This is a genomic window from Parvibium lacunae, assembly GCF_003335215.1.
GTDB classification, from domain to species: domain Bacteria; phylum Pseudomonadota; class Gammaproteobacteria; order Burkholderiales; family Burkholderiaceae_D; genus Parvibium; species Parvibium lacunae.
The window spans coordinates 42898-63991 of record NZ_QPGB01000006.1; the positions used below are offsets into that span (position 1 = coordinate 42898).

Annotated in this window: 15 protein-coding genes; 3 read left to right on the forward strand and 12 right to left on the reverse strand. The window is 53.4% G+C overall.

All coding sequences use genetic code 11. The annotated features are described in order from the left end of the window. Nucleotides 1–38 precede the first annotated feature (38 nt). On the forward strand, nucleotides 39–1133 hold the full coding sequence (locus DU000_RS11355; protein WP_147267014.1) for a hypothetical protein: 1095 nt from the start codon (nucleotides 39–41) through the stop codon (nucleotides 1131–1133). On the opposite strand, the gene DU000_RS11360 is transcribed toward DU000_RS11355, so the two are convergent. From DU000_RS11360 to DU000_RS11380, 5 genes are all read right to left on the reverse strand, one after another. After that, nucleotides 1110–1799: a PqiC family protein gene (locus DU000_RS11360; RefSeq protein ID WP_114403531.1), complete on the reverse strand. Its 690-nt coding sequence runs from the start codon at nucleotides 1797–1799 to the stop codon at nucleotides 1110–1112. The genes DU000_RS11355 and DU000_RS11360 overlap by 24 nt on opposite strands. After that, a complete protein-coding gene (locus tag DU000_RS11365; protein ID WP_114403532.1) occupies nucleotides 1796–3502 on the reverse strand; it encodes a PqiB family protein in 1707 nt (568 codons plus the stop codon). The genes DU000_RS11360 and DU000_RS11365 overlap by 4 nt, the downstream gene beginning before the upstream one ends. Beyond that, nucleotides 3499–4779, reverse strand: a complete 1281-nt coding sequence (locus tag DU000_RS11370) for a paraquat-inducible protein A (RefSeq protein ID WP_114403533.1) — start codon at nucleotides 4777–4779, stop codon at nucleotides 3499–3501. The genes DU000_RS11365 and DU000_RS11370 overlap by 4 nt, the downstream gene beginning before the upstream one ends. Nucleotides 4780–4795: 16 nt before the next feature. After that, entirely contained in the window at nucleotides 4796–5284 is a 489-nt protein-coding gene (gene ssb, locus DU000_RS11375; protein ID WP_114403534.1) for a single-stranded DNA-binding protein, read from the reverse strand. Between the two features lie 237 nt (nucleotides 5285–5521). Continuing rightward, entirely contained in the window at nucleotides 5522–6784 is a 1263-nt protein-coding gene (locus DU000_RS11380; protein WP_420812148.1) for an MFS transporter, read from the reverse strand. 78 nt (nucleotides 6785–6862) lie between these two features. On the opposite strand from DU000_RS11380, the gene uvrA reads away from it, so the two are divergent. Both uvrA and DU000_RS11390 read left to right on the forward strand, forming a co-directional pair. Further along, nucleotides 6863–9685 carry an excinuclease ABC subunit UvrA gene (gene uvrA / locus DU000_RS11385; RefSeq protein ID WP_114403536.1) on the forward strand — a complete coding sequence of 941 codons (2823 nt, stop codon included), beginning with the start codon at nucleotides 6863–6865 and terminating at the stop codon, nucleotides 9683–9685. 45 nt (nucleotides 9686–9730) lie between these two features. Further along, nucleotides 9731–12556 (forward strand): DUF3857 domain-containing protein, encoded by a 2826-nt coding sequence (locus DU000_RS11390; RefSeq protein ID WP_114403537.1) that lies wholly within the window; start codon nucleotides 9731–9733, stop codon nucleotides 12554–12556. A 176-nt stretch (nucleotides 12557–12732) separates the two neighbouring features. Here the strand turns inward: DU000_RS11390 and DU000_RS11400 are convergent, their stop codons facing one another. Genes DU000_RS11400 through DU000_RS11430 form a run of 7 tightly spaced genes read right to left on the reverse strand, consistent with a single transcriptional unit; the run spans nucleotide 12733 to nucleotide 21091 of the window. Then, a complete protein-coding gene (locus DU000_RS11400; protein WP_114403538.1) occupies nucleotides 12733–13632 on the reverse strand; it encodes a type II secretion system protein in 900 nt (299 codons plus the stop codon). Then, complete coding sequence (locus tag DU000_RS11405) at nucleotides 13629–15167, reverse strand: hypothetical protein (protein WP_147267015.1); 1539 nt, start codon at nucleotides 15165–15167, stop codon at nucleotides 13629–13631. The genes DU000_RS11400 and DU000_RS11405 overlap by 4 nt, the downstream gene beginning before the upstream one ends. Next, a complete protein-coding gene (locus DU000_RS11410; RefSeq protein ID WP_147267016.1) occupies nucleotides 15139–15687 on the reverse strand; it encodes a hypothetical protein in 549 nt (182 codons plus the stop codon). Before DU000_RS11410 ends, DU000_RS11405 begins: the two co-directional genes overlap by 29 nt. An 8-nt stretch (nucleotides 15688–15695) precedes the next feature. Then, the gene (locus DU000_RS11415; protein WP_147267017.1) at nucleotides 15696–16304 is read right to left on the reverse strand and encodes a hypothetical protein; all 609 of its coding nucleotides are present in this window, start codon (nucleotides 16302–16304) and stop codon (nucleotides 15696–15698) included. A gap of 41 nt (nucleotides 16305–16345) precedes the next feature. After that, the gene (locus DU000_RS11420) at nucleotides 16346–18151 is read right to left on the reverse strand and encodes a hypothetical protein (protein ID WP_147267018.1); all 1806 of its coding nucleotides are present in this window, start codon (nucleotides 18149–18151) and stop codon (nucleotides 16346–16348) included. A gap of 4 nt (nucleotides 18152–18155) precedes the next feature. After that, entirely contained in the window at nucleotides 18156–19364 is a 1209-nt protein-coding gene (locus DU000_RS11425; protein WP_114403543.1) for a type II secretion system F family protein, read from the reverse strand. A 14-nt stretch (nucleotides 19365–19378) separates the two neighbouring features. Next, nucleotides 19379–21091: a GspE/PulE family protein gene (locus DU000_RS11430; protein ID WP_114403544.1), complete on the reverse strand. Its 1713-nt coding sequence runs from the start codon at nucleotides 21089–21091 to the stop codon at nucleotides 19379–19381. Nucleotides 21092–21094: the final 3 nt, after the last annotated feature.

Genomic DNA, 21094 nt, shown 5'->3' on the forward strand with positions numbered 1-21094 from the left:
TGATCGACTGCTGCGATCTCGCTGCCTGACACGCCGCCATGTCTAACCATCACACTCAAAACATGACGGGCTTGTTCCATACGAGCGCTGGGTTCGTGTCTTCTCGCCCAGGCAACATCAAGAGCACGCCTACCGCGACGGTCTTATTGATCGGCTTACAAGATTTTCCTGAACGCGAGGCCATGGTGTTGCGTTCTATGTTGAGATTAATTGCCGCCCCCTTAGAGCGCCAAGTATTATTGGTTGAGCCGGCTGAAGCAGAAATTTTATTGATTGCAACGGATACGCCGGTCTCAGACCTGGGTGCGCTAGATTCGGGCGTTAAAGGGTCACCGGCAAGTAGCGTGCGTATCATCCATCGGGCTAGCCAAACCAGCGCAGATCAACTGACACAAGCCAATCCGGATTGGACAGCGTGGCCTCATTTACTGGGAACGCAAGGGGCGCAGGAAGCCCTGTTGCCGCGCCCAATCCGCGTGCAAGCATTGCAAACCATTCTGCACGCGATTATTCATGGGCTTGAATTACCCCGCCTCGCCCCGCTTACGCTGACGCCTAGCGAAGCAGTTAGCGTTCAAGGACCAGCGCAACTGACGAATACGCGTGCCGCCGCCATGCTGGGCATATTCTTGCGGCCCAATGGTTTCCGTGTGCGTATCAGCGATGGCCCCACCCAGCTCTGGCTAAACAGCACGCGCGGCAGCGTTGCCAGCAGCCAGGTTCAACATCAGCTCTTGCCTTGGCTCTTGAGTCCGGTGAGTGATCGTTTTCAAGTCGATGATTGGCCGCCCGATCAGGTCATTACGGATAACCTCAAACACCGCATTCGGCTCTCTTGGTTGCGCTGGCATGCGGCTTATTTTGGGGTTAAGGCAGGCTGGGTAGACAGCCGACTGCAATTTCAGCCACTGCGCTTGCGGCGTAAGCCTAATTTTCAGCAACTGGCGCATGGTCAAGACCATCGTGAGCTGGCTGATCTACTGTATACCCAACGTATTCCACTATCCGTTTTACAGCGGCAAAGTGATCTCACTGAACAACGGATCGCGCCCTTTCTGAATGCGTGTTTTTTATGTGGCTATTTGGACTTCAGCGCTGATCGTTCGTCCTCAACGGCAAGTCGAAAACGGTAAGCTGGCGAGAATTTTTTGCGCCAAGTCACGCGTTGCCTGGCGTGTCGCCTGCACCAGCGCAGCATAAGGTTCGCCCGAGGCGCGCTGCTGAATTGCGGTTGTCATGGCTACCCCCGGCGGTTGTCGCCCAGGTAACTGGCTAGGCGCATCCCCTTGTTGAGCGTTTACGCGCTGCCAGCGCCAACTCACCTGCCACTGGGTTTGCGCACCCTGGGCGTCGAGCAGATTATTGACGGTTTCCAACGTCACCTGGAGCCGGAGCGCGTCCGCTGCGCTAGCGTCATTCTCATCCGCCCAACGCCACCTAGCCGAGGCATTCGGCTCAAGCCGCCACTGGCTCAGTAAGCCGGCCTGCAAGGTATCAGGGAAGGGACTGATCCAAAACTCGGTGCCCGCAAAGGCAATTTGCGCGGGCGCAGGATGGATCACCAATTCACTGCGACGCAAATAATCGGGTACTGACAGGGGCAGCAACCGCAGTTGGCACGCGGGAGCGTTTGCGGCGGGGCTAACAACAGGGGGGCGGGGGGCGCTCTCTGCCGACAAATGCCAATGACGAACCGGCTGGGTTGAGCCACAGGCACTCAAGCCCAATACCAGGATTGAGGACCAATATCTGGCGCGCCAGGCCGCGCAAAAGTTGAGCAGCAATATCCTTACACTCATGGGCTCTCCGTCAGTATGGCTGGCGTTGACGCACTCACCGGCGCGGGGGTCGATTGTCTTCCGCGCAGTAAGGCTTGCGGCTCACGCTCGAGCAGCTCGGTTAAGGCTCGCAAGGATTGCGCGGCGCGCTGGAGTTCTTGCATGCTCTGGCGAACCGAATGCTGCAAAGGGGCATCACTCTGCAAAACTTGATTGGCTTGTTGTAGCGTCTGCTGAATGCTCTGCAAGGTCTGCCGGGTTTCCGGCAAAACCTCCCGCTCACTGCGCTGAGCCAGGGTTTCGATAGCCGCTAGGGTTTGCTGGGTTTGTTGCAATGTCAGGCGGAATTGAGTTAGCAGGGTATCCAGCGGCATGGCATCGAGCTTTTTGGCCAAGCTTTGCAGGCTGGCTTGCATATCTTCAAATCCACCAACAATCGTGGGTAACACCATGGGAGTTTTTGACCAATCTAATTTAACTGCAGCAGCTTGTGGAAAGAAATCCGTCGCAACATAAAGCTGGCCTGTCAGCAGACTGGATGTTCGCAACTGGGCGCGCAGCCCTTTGGCAACCAGATGATTCAATAATTTTTTCATGTCTGGCTCAACGCTGCCGCCAACTTGGCTGCGATAGTAGCCTTGTAAACGAGAAGGGTAGACGTGGATCAACACGGGAAAGCGATAGGTGAGGGTTTTATCATCCAGCTCCACCCCGATATCCCGAACCTCCCCAATCACAATGCCGCGAAAATCGACTGGTGCGCCAAGAGCCAAGCCACGCACACTTTGCGGAAAATACAAAACGTAGGTATTGGGTTGCCCATCGGGCCGTTTGAACGCTTCCGTGCGGTTGGGTTGTAAACGAAAAGGGCTGCTTTCGCTGGCCGGCTTCGCGGTACTAATATCGCCGGCATTATCAAAAGCAATGCCGCCCAGTAACACGCTCGCCAAAGATTGGGTATTAACGCGTACCCCGGTCGCATCAATCGCCACGTCCAGTCCACTGGCATGCCAAAAGCGGGCGTGCTCGGTCACATAGCGATCATATGGTGCATGAATGAACAAGGTTAAGGTAACGCCCTTGCCGTCGGGGTCAAGCCCATAGGCCACCACCTCGCCAACCTGGACACGCCGATAATAGAGCGGGGAGCCAATATCTAATGAACCCAGATCACTGGCCTTTAGCGTAAATTGCCGCCCAGGCAAGTCATTACTGATGATGGGCGGGACCTCCAACCCAACAAAGGTTTTGGCGGTCTCTTCTGCTTGCCCCAAATCTGCCGCAATATAGGCGCCAGAGATCAGTGTGCCCAAACCGGATATTTCACCCGCGCTGATTCTGGGGCGCACCACCCAAAAACGGCTATCCTGAGCGGCAAACGCGGCCGCGCTGCGGTCTAATTCTGCACGCACTACAACCGCCCGACGGTCTTCACTCAAGCGAAGCGATTGGACCAAGCCTATATCAACATTCTTATATTTAATCCGTGTTTTGCCCGCTTCTAAGCCTTCGCCATTGCGAAATTGAATTTCTATGACAGGTCCACGGCTGCGCATTTGCTGGTAAACCAAATTACCCGCGATTAGCACCGCCAATATCGGAATTAACCAGATCCAGTGAGGACGCCAGAGCTTGACCTGCTGTACCGAAGCCGTCAGGAGATCGGGCTGGATTGGCTCAGCGTGGGCCGTTGCTCGGTTGTCTGGCGTGGCGTCTGGGATCATAAGGAATCATCAGTGGTAACAGGGGGTGCTGCCGTCAACCACAATAATCGGGGGTCAAAGCTTTGGGCGGCGAGCATCGTTAACATTACCACAGCCGCAAAGGCAGTCGCACCCCCGGTTACTTCAATTTGCCCCAGACCACGTAATTGAACCAGACTGGCGAGCATGGTCGCCACAAAAATGTCTAGCATTGACCAGCGACCAATTGATTCGACAAAACGATATAAATAACTGCGATGTAGGCGGCCCCATGACCACTGCCATTGCACTGACGCCGCCAGCATGGCCAGGGCCAGAATTTTGAAGAGGGGAATCACAATACTGGCAATAAAAATAATACTGGCCAAAACCCAAGAATCTGTTTCCCATAAATAGACGACGCCGCTAAAAATCGTGTCATCCGATTTAGCATAGGCGCTGCGGGTTGCCATGACGGGTAAAAGATTGGCGGGGAAGTAAAATGCAGTAGCGGCAAACAAGAAGGCCCAGGTGCTTCTTAAGCTGCGCGATTGCCGGCGACGAAACAAGCGTGGACGACGCGCGAAAGCAATATATTCTATCGATGAGCGTAACGTCTGATTAAACGTATAGTGGGCTGCGGCGAGTAATAATAAAAACAAGACCAAGGCCCATAAGGCCATACCAGGGATCACGACAGCAAAGCCCTGTAGTTTGACCATGCTGACAATAATCCCCAAAAGCAAGACCTCCAACATGCTCCAAGGACGTAACCAGGGAAGTATGCTTAATCCAGCTTGTGCATAAGCAGGCAAGGCTTGCAATAAATTCAGTGAGTCACTGGATTGCCGCCGCCAAAACAGGCAAAGGCCCAACAGAATCAGTAATTCAAGGGTCGGCAGCAATAACGTACACAACACCAGCAGGATGGCAATAAACCAATTTTGATCAGCCGCCAACAAACCAATCGCCTCTAACAAAGAGGCTTGAGTGCGGTTACCAAAAAGATCTAACGCCGCGATGGGAAAAGTGACCGCCACCACCAAAAAGAGTAAGGCCGCACTCAATAAACCGATGGTGCGTGCCAAATGCGCTTGAGGGGTTGCTTGATGGCCACGGTAGAGAATGCGCCGACAGCGACTGCAACGAACTTGCCAACGTCGCCAGGTTGCTTCTGGTGCTGTCGCGTCAAACGCAGGTAAGCGTGGAAAGGTTTGCTCAAGGCCACATTCTGGACAACTTAGTATTTGTGGCCTTGGGGAGGATGAAGCCAGCGGCGCCGTTATTCGCAGGTCGCCATCCAGAGCAACGGGCATCATCACCAATCAGCAGCAATTAGAACGGAATATCATCATCCATATCGGCAATGCTAGGGGCCGAACGCCCGGGTGTCGATGCACCCGCCGGGCGGGCTGCCGGACGTGGGGCAGGGGTTGAAAAGCCATCATCATAGCCACCCCCACTATCAGCGCCCATGGCGCCCGCACCCGCGCGGCCACCGAGCATTTGCATGGCATCCGCCACCACTTCGGTGGTGTAACGGTCTTGACCATCTTTATCTTGCCACTTACGGGTACGCAACTTACCTTCCACGTACACTTGCGAACCTTTTTTCAGGTACTCACCGGCAATTTCTGCCAAACGACCAAAAAAGGCAATGCGATGCCATTCTGTTGCCTCACGCATCTCGCCGCTGCCTTTGTCTTTCCATTTGTCGGTGGTGGCGATACTGATGTTCGTAATCGCCGCACCATCTGGGCTATAGCGGGTTTCGGGATCGCGGCCTAAATTGCCAACCAAAATCACTTTATTGACGGATGCCATGAGACAGTCTCCTTACTGATTGAAACGCCGTGGGATAAAGTAACGACCACGGCGCGGTTAAAAATCATCGGGTACTTCTATAAATTCATTTTTCAGGCGAATCGCGTTGTCGCGTGCTCGCTCAAGCCTCGCTGTACCTCTATGTACTATCTCGCCTCTCGCTGTGCGGCTCCTAGCGCCGAATTTTGAACATGCGCCCGAAATTCTGTATTTCTAGAAGTACCAAACATTCTGGGTTTATGCCTGCTCAGCTAACTCTTCGGTCAACTTTTCTTCTAGGGTTTGGCTCGGTTTGCTGCGGCGGGCAATCGCAGGCATGCCCCACGCCACCACCAACCACACACTCACCCATGCGGCATTCATCCAGAAAATCGCATGCGGGCCGTAGTGCTTACTTAACCAGCCCCCGACTGCCCCCCCTAAAAACAGGCCAAATGCTTGGGTAGTATTGTATATCCCCATCGCCGCCCCTTTGGCCGCCGGCGGGGCAATTCGTGACACCAACGAGGGCTGTAAGGCTTCCAATACATTAAAGGCAATAAAGAACGCCAATAGCAGCGCCACCAACATCCATTTGCTATACGGCAGGGTGCCCAGCGCCAATTCCACCAAGAGCAGCAAGGCAATCGCCGCCAGCAACACTTCCCGAACCTTGCCTCGACGCTCGCCCACCATGATGGGCGGCACCATGAACACAAAAGAGATTAAGACCACCGGCAAATAGATTTGCCAATGCTGCGCCAGCGGCATCCCGGCTTGCTCCACCAGCAATACCGGCACCACTACAAACATCGCCATTTGCGCCATGTGCAAGGCAAATACACCCAAATTCAAGCGCAATAACTCACGATGGCACAACACCTCGCGAAACGGCACAGCAGGCAGTGGCGCACGCGGCGGGGCAGGCGGCACCACCCACGCGACCACGCCAATCGCCAACACCGACAACACCCCCGTGAGGGTAAAGAGGCCGCCCATCCCAATCCAGGCATATAAGGCGGGGGCCGCAATCAGCGAGGTCGCGAAGGTCAGGCCAATCATGCCCCCCACCATCGCCATGGCTTTAGTACGGTGTTCTTCACGGGTGCTGTCGGCAATAAAGGCCGTTACTGCGGCTGAAATCGCCCCCGCGCCTTGAATCGCCCGCCCCGCAATCGTCCAATAAATGTCCGTCGCGGCCGCCGCCATGAAACTACCGACAGCAAACAGAATTAGCCCAAAAATAATCACGGGTTTGCGTCCGAGACGATCTGAGGCACTGCCGTAAATAATCTGGAAACACGCCTGGGTCAGGCCATATATCCCGATGGCCAAGCCGACCAAGCTGGCGTTATCCCCGCCCGGTAAGGTATGCGCATGGACGGCAAATACCGGCAAAATCAAAAACAGCCCGAGCATGCGCAAACCGAAAATACTGGAAAGCGACAGGCTGGCACGCCATTCTTGGGCGCTCATTTTGGAAGCAGCCGAACCAGCAGTGGGAGAAATAGAAACAGACATGCTTGCGCAGGGCGAGAAAAAGCAGATCGCGGTATAGTAGCAGGTTTGCTGTTTGCGATTTACTGGCCAAGGCTGTTTATGAATACCGAAATCAAAGTTCGCGGTGCCCGCACCCACAATCTGAAAAACATTAACCTCGATATCCCCCGCGACCAGTTAGTGGTCATCACCGGGCTATCCGGTTCGGGCAAGTCGTCCTTGGCATTTGACACGCTCTACGCCGAAGGCCAACGCCGCTATGTGGAATCGCTCTCGGCTTATGCCCGCCAGTTCCTGCAATTGATGGAAAAACCGGATGTCGATTTGATTGAGGGCCTCTCTCCCGCGATTTCGATTGAGCAAAAAGCCACCAGCCATAACCCGCGCTCGACCGTGGGTACCGTAACCGAGATTCACGATTACTTGCGCTTGCTCTACGCCCGCGTCGGCACGCCCTACTGCCCCGACCACCCGGAGCAATCGCTAGAAGCGCAAACCGTGTCAGAAATGGTCGATCATGTGCTGGCCTTACCCGAAGGCACCAAACTGATGGTGATGGCGCCGGTGGTGCGCGAACGCAAAGGCGAATTTGTGGATTTATTCGCCAATATGCAAGCGCAAGGCTTTGTACGCTTCCGCGTGGATGGACAAATCGTCGAAGCCGACAACCTGCCCAAGTTGAAGAAAACCGAAAAACACAATATCGACGTGGTGGTGGATCGGCTCAAACTCAATCCCGAATTCAAGCAACGCCTCGCCGAAAGTTTTGAAAATGCCTTACGCTTGGCCGAAGGCCGCGCCCTGGCACTGGAAATGGATAGCGACAAAGAGCATCTGTTTTCCAGCAAGTTCGCTTGCCCGATTTGCAGCTATAGCCTGCAAGAACTAGAACCGCGCTTGTTCTCCTTCAATAACCCCATGGGCGCGTGCCCGACCTGCGATGGTTTGGGCCAAGTGCAGTTTTTCGACCCCAAACGCGTGGTGCAATTTCCCAACCTCAGTTTAGGTTCGGGCGCGATTAAGGGCTGGGATCGACGCAACCAGTTTTATTACCAAATGCTCACCAGCCTCGCCAATCATTACGAATTTGATTTGGATTCGCCCTTTGAAAAACTCCCAGACAACATTCAGCATCTGGTGCTGTACGGCTCTGGTAAAGAAAAAGTACCGTTTGCGTATGTGGGTGAACGCGGCAAAACCGTGATTCGCGAACATGCCTTCGAAGGCATCTTGCCTAACTTGGAGCGCCGCTACAAAGAAACCGATTCAATGGCGGTGCGGGAAGAGTTAGCCAAATACATCAACAGCAAACCCTGCCCGGATTGCCACGGCACCCGCCTGCGCAAAGAAGCACGCTTTGTGAAAGTCGCCAGCGAACCCATTTACGCCATTAGCGCCTGGCCGCTGCGCAATGCGCTGGAATTTTTCACTGACATTCGCCTGAAAGGCGCGAAGGCTGCGATTGCGGAAAAAATTATTCAAGAGATTCGCTCACGCCTGCAGTTCCTCAATAACGTTGGGCTGGACTACCTATGCCTAGAGCGCAGTGCCGATACCTTATCCGGCGGCGAAGCGCAGCGCATTCGCCTCGCCTCTCAAATTGGCTCGGGCCTCACTGGAGTGATGTATGTGTTGGATGAACCTTCGATTGGTTTGCACCAGCGCGATAACGACCGCTTGATTGGCACACTCAAGCACCTGCGCGATCTTGGCAATAGCGTGCTAGTGGTTGAGCATGACGAAGACATGATTCGCGCCGCCGACTACGTGGTCGATATGGGCCTCGGTGCAGGCGAACATGGCGGCTGCGTGATTGCCCAGGGTACGCCGAAAGAAGTGCAGAAAGCCAAAGGTTCGATTACGGGCCAATTCCTGCGCGGCGAGCGCGGCATTCATGTGCCAGAAGAACGCCGTCAACCGGACCCCGAAAAACAATTGGTGATCACCGGCGCCAGTGGCAACAACCTCAAGAACGTCACCCTCAATTTACCGGTGGGTTTACTGACGTGCGTGACGGGCGTGTCCGGCTCCGGCAAATCCACGCTGATTAACGACACGCTCTATCACGCGGTCGCGCAACACCTATACAACTCAAGCACTGAACCCGCGCCCTTTGAAGAGATTAGTGGCCTGGAACACTTTGATAAAGTCATTAACGTGGACCAAAGCCCAATTGGCCGCACCCCACGCTCTAACCCCGCTACCTACACCGGCTTGTTCACCCCCATTCGCGAACTCTTTGCGGGCGTCAGCACCGCCCGCGAGCGCGGCTACGAAGCCGGGCGTTTTTCCTTTAACGTCAAAGGGGGACGCTGCGAAGCCTGCCAAGGCGACGGCGTGATTAAAGTGGAAATGCACTTCTTGCCCGATGTGTACGTGCCGTGTGATGTCTGCCACGGCAAACGCTACAACCGCGAAACCTTAGAAGTGCAATACAAGGGCAAGAATATTCACCAAGTGCTAGAAATGACGGTGGAACAAGCGCATGAATTTTTCAATGCCGTGCCCAGCATCAAACGCAAATTGCAAACACTGCTCGATGTGGGCTTGGGCTACATTCGCCTTGGTCAGTCTGCTACCACGCTCTCCGGTGGCGAAGCGCAGCGCGTCAAGCTCGCGCTCGAACTTTCCAAGCGCGACACGGGCCGCACCTTGTACATTTTGGACGAACCCACGACGGGTTTGCACTTTCACGATATTGAACTGCTGCTCAAGGTCATCCACACCCTGCGCGACCACGGCAATACGCTCGTGATTATTGAGCACAACCTTGATGTGATTAAAACCGCCGACTGGCTGATTGACCTTGGCCCCGAAGGCGGCGCAGGTGGCGGGCAGATTTTGGTGGAAGGCCCACCAGAGAAAATTGCCGCGAGTAAGCAGAGTTTTACAGGGCAGTATTTAGGCCCTCTCTTGAAGTAATGCAAACTACGCTAGTTGAATTTATCATCCATTATCGAGCTTGTTATGCCCATTTTACTTAGCCTGGTTTTTTGCTTATTTAACATACTGTACTCGACCCCCGGTTACAGTGCTACGCCGATCAAAGATAAAGCACCGCTAGCTACGCCCGCTACGGGCATCAAGAAAATTCAGCGCAATGGGTTTGAATTTACGGTGGAGAAAACGCCAACCTGGGTCAAAGCTATAGATGCGCCGCTGAGCCTATCAACACCGACTAGCGCAGATAGTCGTGCCACAAATAGTCAATTAATTAATCGCCAAATTAAAATTACACAAGACAATCAGGTTGAGCGATATATCCAAATCAGGCGGGTCGCAACCGACAAAACGGGCTTGGAAGATATCTCACGAATCAGCATTCCCTTCAACTCGGAGTATGAAAAACTGGCGATCCACGGCATCACGCTCTATCGGGATGGGAAGGCACAGGAGCGCTTAAACGCCGCAAAATTTGATATTTTGCGGCGTGAGCAAAGGTTAGAGCAGAAAATGCTGGACGGCGAAGCCACTGTCAACACGGTGCTACAGGATGTCCGGGTCAACGATATTGTTGAGTTTTCCATGACGATCCGCGGTCAAAACCCGATTTTCGAAGGACGTGTAGGAGAACTGTTTTCACTCAATTCAATCGAGAAAATTCAGCAACTTTACATTCGGGTCGAAGCCCCTGCCAAGAAAAAACTCTATCACCAAGTGTTCGGTGCCGTCGAATTCTCGCCAGTGCATCGCGTAATGGGCGATACGCAATCAATTGAAATTTCGGCCAAAGATATTGCACCAGTCGTTGTAGAACAAAATGCGCCGCGCTGGGCGCGCTTCCATACTTGGCTCCAGGTGACGGATTATGCATCTTGGGCGGACGTTGATAAGTGGGCACAAAAACTTTTTACCCGCCCTGATGAAACCGTTCCTGAGTTAGAGCGGATCGTCGAACACATCAAGCAACACACCAAAAATGAAAAAGAACAGGTGATGCAGGCTTTGCAGTTTGTACAAAATGAAATTCGCTATTTCGGTATCGAGATTGGGGTTAACTCACACCTGCCAAAGTCTCCCCGACAAACACTGCTAGACCGATATGGCGACTGCAAAGACAAGACGACACTCTTGTTAGCGCTGTTACGTAAATTGAATATTGAAGCAAAACCCGTATTGGTGTCGGCCTTTCGAGGGCGCTCAATTCAGGATTGGTTACCCACCCCGCTTGCGTTTGATCACGTTATCGCACAAGTGATCCTAGATAAACAGGTGTACTGGCTAGATGGTACGCGCATCCAAAGAACCCATAATTTAGATCAACTTGGCATTGATTTATATGGCCAGGTCATGATTGTTGGAAACCAAGCGACCAGCCTAGCAGAACAAACGCTTCCCAGTGGTTATAGCGATGGCTTACGCATGGAAGAAGAATGGCAGATCAGCGATTTTCGCAATCCGGCGCTACTGACAGTGCGCTCGCGTTTTTTTCGTGCCAATGCGGAATATATTCGTAATGCCCTGGCTGAGCATGGCGCGGCGCGGTTTGCTAAAGACACTCTTAACGAACTCAGTCGGGTGTATCCCAAAATCAAAGCAACAGCAAACCCCGTTATTCAAGATGACTTGAATGAGAATATTGTTGAAGTTATCGAAAAGTTTGAGGTCAGCGATTTTATTCAATATAAACGCGGGGTGGTGACCCTTCCCTCGTATCCGGTATCGCTCGCGATGCAATTTCGGAATCCGAATGAAATCCGCCGCCAGTCGCCATTAAATGTTAGTCATCCTGTTTTCTATGAATACAGCACCGCATATCAGTTGCCCAAAAGTACCTCGGCCCGAACACCGGCGGCAATCAATATCGGTGACCCAAGTTTTAGCTTCAATAAACGCGTGCAAATCCGACCCAATCAGGTCAGCATTCATTATCGTTATCAAAGTTTGCGCGATGCAGTACAACCACGAGACATGACAAATTACACTGAAAAATTGGGCAAAGTTCGAGAGGTACTGGGGGCCACTGTTCCCATCGTCATTTATGATGAAACGGCAGCACAGGCTGCTTTTAATCGAATTTATAGCCAGCGGCTCGGGCGTGAGCGGGAACTCGACGCTTTAGGAAAAATGCTCGCACGCAGTGAAGCAGACACCTGGGTTGCCAACTACATATTGAAAAACCAAACGCTGGCAGATACCAATCAAGCCCAAGTCTTGCATGATTTAGCGATTGCCAATGACATGCTGGGTCAAAAAACCATTGCGCTAAATCATATCGTAGAGAGCCTCAAGTTACGCCCAGATCACCCAGAAGCGCGAGCCACTCAAGCCGTAATACTTGCCACAACAGGCCAACATCAGCAGGCCATCACTTTGTGGGATGAATTAAAGCAAAAATCGCCAGACCAGTTTAATCCTATTGCTTATGCCAAGAGTCTCTATTATTTGGGGCGGCTCAAAGAAGCTGAAGTGGCCCTAACGCAATTCGCATCGCAAGCCCCGGCAGAAGAACTGGGTTATGTGCATATCTGGCTTGCGTTACTGCGTTTACGTGACGGCAAGAAAGAATGGCCCCTGAAACTTCGAGGGGAGACAGCATGGCCAGCGCCCATTTATCACTTTTTGGCCGACCAAATAGATGCTGCGCAACTGCTTAAGCTGAGTGATGCAGAGCTGGCAGATAAGCGGTTAAGACGTGCGGAAGCTCACTATTTTATCGGCCAAAAACAGCTGCTGGCAGGCGAGATTAGCCTCGCACGTAATCAGTTTGAGCAAGTGCTAAAAACTGGGGCCTTTCCTTATTGGGAATATTATCTCGCGCAGCAAGAGTTGAGTAAAGCAGGCTCTCCTTAATGGGATTGCTCGCCAGTCTTGCTCCCACAATAAATATCCGCCAATATTCACGAAGCCAAAACACACTCTTCCAAGTTGGTGGATGCTGCTACCGAAGGAGAGGAAATTATCATCGCCAAAGGTGATGTTGCATCCCCATGCACTTGGTCACTTTTCGCTGATGTTCTAGCCTATAACTATTGACGAATTGTCCAACCGCCAGCGGAGAGCGCAGCGAGGTATTCGGGAAAACTGATGCCAATAAACTGATCGTCAAATATGCCTTCTGGTGAACCGGACTCACGTCGCAGAGCGGGGGGGAGAATATATATTCGCTGTCGCGCCTGTTCAATATTCTCCGCTTCATCCAAACTGTTATTGATCACATTTGCGCCAGACGAAAATATCACCGCGACGAGATCTGTCAAGACAACATTGCTGATATCCCCACAGCTAGAAGCCGTGATATTGGTCCGTGTGGCGCAAACAGACAGCCCACGGCCATTTAGCAAATCGGCATTAAGTGCTAAGCGGATTTGTCCCGCGCCTAACCCGTTCATGGGGAAACTGCCATTCACATTCGCGAATGCATGGATGAGGCCTGCAGGGGGGGCACCGCCCCCTTCAATGGCCCCTGGTGCGGCGAGATTGGTTAGCGCATAACGATACATAAAACGGGGGTCGCTTGCGCCGGCACCAAACGGGGTGGGGAGTAAGCCCTGCGGCGCTGGGTTGGTGGTGGTTAAATTCAGCGAACGCGCAGGTAAAAAACCTAATTGCACGGCGCAATTGGTGATACCGGGCGGGCTGGGATTACCCAAGCCGAGGGAATCCGTCGCGCCGCCGCCAAGGCTGGGGTGCGTCGCTGGGCAGGGAAACCGACCATTGGCGCTCACATAGCCCAATAAAATCTGCTTATATTGTTGCAGTTCCGAGCGCTCTTGCTGAATTCTCGTTTGCTCAACGTTATTGCTGATCATTGGCAGCAGCGCAACTGCAGCCAAGGCGATGATTAATAGCACCATAGCGATTTCGATCAGCGTGAAGCCTGCAATAAGCTGGCGAGAATCGGGTGCGTTAGTAATCGGTCTCGTCACTGAATCACCCTAACGATGTCGTTATAGCTTGCGCTGTGCGGGCGAGTCTCACTTTCAAACGTGACGCCCCCATTCGCATTCAAGCCTTCCAAATACTGTGTAAGCAGGCCGCTAAACTGACCAGCAGGATCAATCGGCCTGCCTTGGCCCGTTCGCGTCCGGCCGGGTCCAATTAACAGCGCTTTGAGATTCATTCGATTGCCTGCGCTCAGCTGTCCGTTCAGACAGTTCGGCGCATTTTGAGTGCAATTATTGGAAATAGCGAGAAAAAAATAATGCCCCCAACCCGCATCAGCAACACGCCCAAGTTCGGTCCATAACGGGGTTTCGCCATAACTGGCTAAGGCATCCAGTAACACCTGCATCGGCGTAAAGCCAAATAACAGACCAGGTTGCTGTACTGGATACATGCCGTGTACGTTTCCGCTCACGGTCGCGGCATACGGAAAGTAACGGGCAGTGGGATTACTTGCTGGCGCACTCCGCTCAAACACGGTTCGCAGTGCGCGGATAATCACCTCGGCGGCATAGCTTTCAAGTTGATTGAAATATTCCTCTGCCGTGACATACCGAACTTGGTCGTTCACCGGAAAGGCAGGATCAAGGTAGCTCACATAATTGGTCCCTTGATTCCATGGTCGGGTCAGGTAATAACGCTGATTCTCGTTATTGGGCCGCAAATAGCCGACCGCATTACTGTAGTTTCCAGGGACACAGTTCGGCAGGCAAGATGATAAAACGTTGAACGTATCCAGATACTCAGCGGGGCCCAATAGATTGCCGGCATTACGGCTCGCCTGGCTTGGTAACGCCAGGCCGGGCACCATCAAGACGAGTGCGGCTTCATCACTCACTAAGTTACCGGCACTGTCATAAATCGACAGCCAACGTTGCGGTATGGTGACCCCAGGGCAGAAACTAGAGGCAGGCAGCGTGGCGCCTAAGATTAACGGGGTGCGATAAGGCAAGCACAAACTCGACAAGATAAGGTTATTCGATACCGCCATCCAGGGGACAACCCCCTCCGGGTCAGTCAAACTCACATTACCGAAATTGAGGTTTAAGGAACGCCAGGGCACCTTACCAAAACAACGAGCGCTATTCCCAAGAGTATCGATACTCTGTGTCACGCGCGGGCTAGTACCCCACGTTGCAGAAGGCTGCCAGGCGGTGGTGATGCAGCCATTCTCAGCCCACCCGTCGTAACGGCCATTGCCAGCCTCACCCTGCTCCAGCACATCAGGATAAAAATTTAATTTACCCAATGCCCTCTTTCCATATTTCGTATCATTCAGCAGCGCAGTCTTCGTGCTTTCCAAAATATGTTGGGTATAGCTTGCCGATGCCTCACCATCGCGTGGCGCCATGACCTTGATCGCAATGGTCAGGCTGAGTAATAGAACAACGGTAGAAACCAACATGATCAGCAAGCCGCTCCCCGCCTGTTGCTTGCGCCCAGGCACGGCAGGGTGAGTAGCGAAGGGGATGGATATCCCTTGGCTCAGATTAAGGTCGGACGGGTAACGTTGTAGCACGATGTACCTTGATCTCACTCCCCGCAGGCAAGATATCGCGAACTTGTCCAGTGGCGGGGTCGGCGGTTTGACCGGGGCGAAGTTGCCAACTCTTTTTACTGCGGCTATCAGGAACACTCACTGAGCCGGTTGTGTTGAGTGTGTTGGTGCGCCAGTAGCCTTGTTGATCCATACTTTTCTGATTCAACCACACTGTCGTTGCCGCTGCGCCGTTAGCGCTGTGGCGTTGCACATAGCCTGAGAACTGAATCGGCCCTGCAGCCGGTGGGCGCGGCAAGTCTGGTCGCTCATTGTCATTGCTTGCAGCCGGCTCAATCGGCAGCCCTGCGTCTAATGTTTGTCGCTCGGCGGGAGTAAAGAAAATCCGGCCAAGCCGTCCGGTTGCGGCGCCATCGCGACTGGGTGCGCCGGTGACGCTTGCGCGAACTGCGCTGGGCGTAGCCGAGGTTTGTGCCATGCTACTCGTCGGCCAGGTAGACGAGAGCGTGAGATAGAGTATCGAACCAAGCAGCCAGCGCATGTACATTCCTAGGGAGAATTAGGCGTCTGAGGAGAAGGGGTTAGCCAGTTAAACATAGCGGCAGTACAGCGCAAGTGCAACCCGTGTCTTAGTTCATTGCTCCGAAAACGCTGATGAGTCAATTCGCACGCCTCCCAGACCAGCCGCTCCGGTAAACGCTCATTCAGCGCGGCCACTAGACTGAGGAAGCTTTCTTCGTGCGCCAAGGTTCCTAACATTTCAATCGGATGGCGGGTGATATGACTGTTCTCCAACATCGCCACTTCGGGTCCCGCATAGAGTTGTCGTTGCAAAATGCGGTAGCTAAACGCGGCATATCGAATTTGGCTGATCACTGCCTCAATGTCATCAGCGACCGGCGCCCGTTTGAACGGAACAAAAGCGCCGCTCTGTTCGAGCGCTTGATAGCGTTGCCAGCTCTGATGGATTTGACGCTCTTCTTCTTGCACTTTCTCAAGCTGTTGGTCTGCCGCCTGACGGGCCTGGCGAGCTTGTTGTAACTGACGGTCGCTCTCTTGCAATATTTCACGGCTACCGAGCAAGACCCCCACAAACAAAAGCAGGGTGAGCGCGAGCATCGATACAGGCCAGCGCAAGCGACGCCAATCTGCAGGCATTAGCGGCCGCCATTGGCCAATTCGAAGGTAGGGGCTGAAGATCATTGCGCCGCCCCCGTTAACGTCGTGCTCGCGCCATTGGGGCGCAATGACCAGCGCAACGTCAATATAAATTCATTACTCGGCAAGGCTTCATTCGCAGACCCCACGCGGCCCGCCACAACACCAGCCGGATTTTCATCATAGACAAAGCGTTTGACAGCCAACTGGCAACGACAACCCTGTGCCAAACTATCGGCAAAGGCCTGTACCAAGCGATTGGTTGCCTGCTTGCTCAGTGCCTGCCCTTGCGTCAATACCGTGCCTTCAAGCTGCACGACCTGTTGCAACACTGCCGTAGCGGACTCAGCTTCGGGCGTCTCCGGATTCGGCATGGGCATGTCGCCTGTGCCCTCTCCCAAGAGCTGGCTATTAGCCTCTTGGGCGGTGACTGGCGGCAGCCAACTGATTTTTTTCAAATTAATTTGTTCGTGGCGATCTAGGGCTTGGCTCAGGGTTTGAAACAGCATCTCAATAGAAATGCCGCGTGCTTGGAGCTGATTGAAGAGATCCACTCGCTGCTGCATCGCCTCAGCCGGCAAAGGCAGACTCGGAAAAGCTGCTTTGATTTTTTCATAACGCTGCAGGGCAAGCTGCTGCTGTTGCTGATTGTCGGTAATTTGCGCTTGATTCGACAACCAGTGCGGTAATTGCCACGCCGCCCACAGCAGCGCCAATACCACGCCGCAGCCTGCGCCAATGTAGATCTGCCGGGCTAAGCGCTTAAGGTACCAACGTTGCGTTAATCTTGGCGGATAGTAGCGCTGGCTCGCCCGTTCCAGCCAGCGCCGCTGAAACAGTGTTGCTAAAGTGAGCAGACCGTGCTGCCCCGCACTGGGGGGGAAAGGTTGCGAACCAAAATCGGTGAGGGGTTGCCAGGTAGGTATCAGTGGGTTGCCATTTGGCCAACGTCCCGGCTCTGCTGCCGCAGATTGTGCAGGCCCTGCCATCAGGATTTTCACGCCAATATCGTTCGGGTTCAATTGATCACGCTCGACAAAGCGGCCAATTTGTAGATACTGCAACGTCTTTTGGATTTCCTCAATAACCCAAGGCAGAGCTGCCGCACGATCAATTTGCGCCAAAAACTCAGCCTCATTCTGCGCCGCCAGCTCGCCGGCCATTGATGATGCCCCCGACTCCTGCAGAGGATCAAAGGCCGCATTCGGCCAGACAGCCAAGCGTGCAAAACAAGGCACCCCTGCTTGCACATAGACAAGGCGTAACCCAGCGGGGTGAACCCCAACCAGCAACACCTTTTGTTCCTCAAACATCGACGCTAAGGCTGCATAGAGATGGGTAGTGGTGCGCACCCCCGTCACCACCGCCTGTCGCTCTTCGAAAGCTTTAAATAAGGTTAGCAGGGCACTCGGTAAAACCAACCCACTTAAGATCACCGCATTGGCTGGATAGCCCCGAAAGGCATAAATCCAGCGGGATGGCTCGGTCAACCACGCAGCGCGCAGAGGCGTATCGCGAAATCGTTGCACGAGCTTACGTTGCAAAAGTTGGTCAAGATCTCGCCCATGCAACGGGGGCATGGTCTCAACATGAAACTCTTCTTCTGGAAAATCAGCCAGAATTTGATAATGACTCGTCGCATGCTGCGTCAGGAAAGACTCTAGACCTTCAGGTAGTAAGCCCTCTACCAACCATGGCCACGCTGCTATAAATTCTGCAGGTTTGTGGGCACGACGCGGAATGCGATAAGCAATGACATAATCGGTGCTTACATAGAGCATGACATGCTTGATGCGCCCCATAGGAGCTTGGGTGTCGCTAGAGGGCAAAGAAGAAATCATTGTCATGGGATTATCGAATCTTACTCATTACGTCGTAGAGCGGGCCCAGCACCGCAAAAATCAACCACCCCATCAAGGCACCCAAAATAACGGTTAATACAGGTTCGATGAGGGTTTGTAATTTGCTGACCGCATCCTGAACTTCACGATTGTAATAGTAGGCCACATTGTCAAGCGCTTGATCTAATTCTCCAGACTGCTCGCCTACGCGCAGCATCCGCAATACCATGCTGGGAAAGACTTGAGTTAGGGTGAAAGATTCCGTGATATTTTTACCTTCTGCAATATGCTGGCGTGCCAACTCAATGCCGTCTTGAACAACACGATTACCAGCTGCACCCGCACAAATCTCCAGCGCACGTAATACCGTAATCCCCGAGGCATATAACATTGCAAATAGCCCCGCAAAACGCGCCAAGATGATTTTTTGCAAAACCGGCCCGACTAAGGGTAAACGCAGTTTCAAGCGATCGATACGGCGGCGCATTTCCCCTTGCATATTGAGCACGATGATCACCAACATCACTAAGCTTGCCAGTGCCGCCAAGAGCCACCCCCAATGATTCACCATGAGGCCGGAAATGGTCAGTAATAGCTCCGTTTGAGGCGGTAGCTTACCGGCCATATTCCGCAAGAAACCGGCTAACTGTGGCACCAAGTAAATCATCATGAAAGCGAATACCCCCATCACCACCAAACCGACAAAACTGGGATAAAGCACCGCACGCTTAATTTGTGCGGCTAACTCATCTTGCCAGCGTAAGGCTTCGAGCAAGCGCGCAAAAATTTCATCCAATTTACCGGATTGTTCCCCCGAGCGGATCAAGGCAATGAAGACGTCATCAAACACCAAGGGATGCTCAGCCAGCGCAGTCGATAGGGTCTGCCCGCCACGAATCGATTCAACGACGGTGGTGACCACTTCCCGCATATGTGTTTGCTCGGCACTGGCCGCTAAATCTTCCAGAGCATCCAGGACCGGGACGCCAGCACGGACGAGCTGACTCATGTGGAAACAAAAATCGATGAGCTCTCGCCGCTTGACACGCCGCTGCCAACGGCTGAATACCCCTCGCTGGCTGTGCGCCAGTTTGCCTTGAATGAGTTCAAGCCCCATCTGCTTGATACGCGATTCCAAATCGAGCAGATTCGCCGCTTCCATGCGTCCTTGAGTCACGCCACCCTCTGAATTGACTGCACGATAGGTCCAGGTCGCCATCGTCACTCACTCACTTATAGACTGGTTAAATCCACCACCCGAGCGGCTTCTTCGAGGGCGGTGGTACCATCCAGAACGCGTCGTATCGCATCTTCGGCCAGCATGTGCATCCCTTGTTGTCGGGCCATGCGCGTTAGTTCCCGCAAGGTGGCGTGGCGGGCAATCAATTCATCTAAGGCGTCATTCATACGAATGATTTCCATCAACGCCACCCGTCCTTGGTAACCCTGCCACTCGCAGTGTTCACAGCCTACCGCCTCGTAGAGTGTCGGCACAGGCTGGGTCGCATCAACCCCAAGTAATGCGAGCTGTGCGGAAGAAGGCTGGTAGGGTTGGCGGCAGTGTACGCATAACTTGCGCACCAAACGCTGTGCCAAGACACCGATAATATTGCCCGCCAAAATATCCGGTTTTAGCCCTAAATCAAGCAAGCGTGGAATCGCGCCCAGCGCGGAGTTGGTATGCAAGGTTGTATACACTTGATGCCCAGTCATGGCTGCGCGTAGAGCCATCTCAGCGGTTTCGCCATCGCGGATTTCGCCCACCAAAATAATGTCAGGGTCTTGCCGCATCATGGAGCGAATACCTGAGGCAAAGTCCATTTTGACTCCCTCGGCCAAGTTGGTTTGGCGAATCATATTCAAGGGGTATTCGACCGGGTCTTCTAAGGTCATGATGTTGACCTGTTCACTATTCAGCGCATTCAGTACCGAATAGAGCGTGGTCGTTTTCCCGCTACCGGTTGGTCCGGTGACTAAAATGATGCCCTCGGGCCGCGCCATCATCAACTGCAGCGTGTCGAGTTGCGCGGGGGGTAGCCCCAATTGATCTAGTGGCACCAGACCACGCTGACGATCCAAGATCCGTAATACGATGTTCTCGCCATGGGTTGTAGGCTGCGCTGCAACCCGAAAATCAATTTGTCGCCCTTGCAGAAAGATCGAAATCCGCCCATCTTGCGGCGCACGATTTTCTGCAATGTTCATGTCTGAGAGTACTTTGAGGCGCACCACCATGGCCGGCCAATACTTATGGTGTAACGCCCGAATCTGGCGCAAGACCCCATCAATGCGATAGCGGATACGGACAAATCCCGCCTCGGGCTCAAAATGAATGTCACTGGCGCGGCGCTGTACCGCGTCTGAGAGCAACGCATCAATCAAGCGGACGATTGGCTGACTATATTCATCCCCTGTGGCGACTAAGCTCTGGTAATCAATTTCGCCAGTTTCGATTTCATTCAGAATGCCATCAATCGACAACTCGTAGCCATAATATTGGTCGATTGCCCGCGCCACATCCCCTTCGGCGGCAATACGAATATCTAGCTTGGCCTCTCCGCGCAATAAGGCACTGAGCTGATCGAGCACCACCACATTATTCGGGTTGGCCATCGCGACGGTGAGGAGGCGCGTGTGGGCATCCCAGCTCACGGGATACAGGGTGTGACGCTTGGCAAACTCATGCGGAATCAGTTTTAAGGCATTGCGGTCGGCAACGATCTTGGTCAGCTCAATGGTTTCCTGACCCAAGTTCTCTGACAAAGCCTCACGCAAAATAGCATCTGACACAAACCCCAGCTCAACCAATACCTTGCCCAAGGGTTTGCCTTGTCGCTGTTGTTCCAACAGCGCAATACGCAGCTGATCATCGCTGATCAAACCGCGTTCACGCAAAATATCGCCTAAGCGGCGCGGTTTAGTGGTGGAGGAAGGCGCTGTTGTCATCAC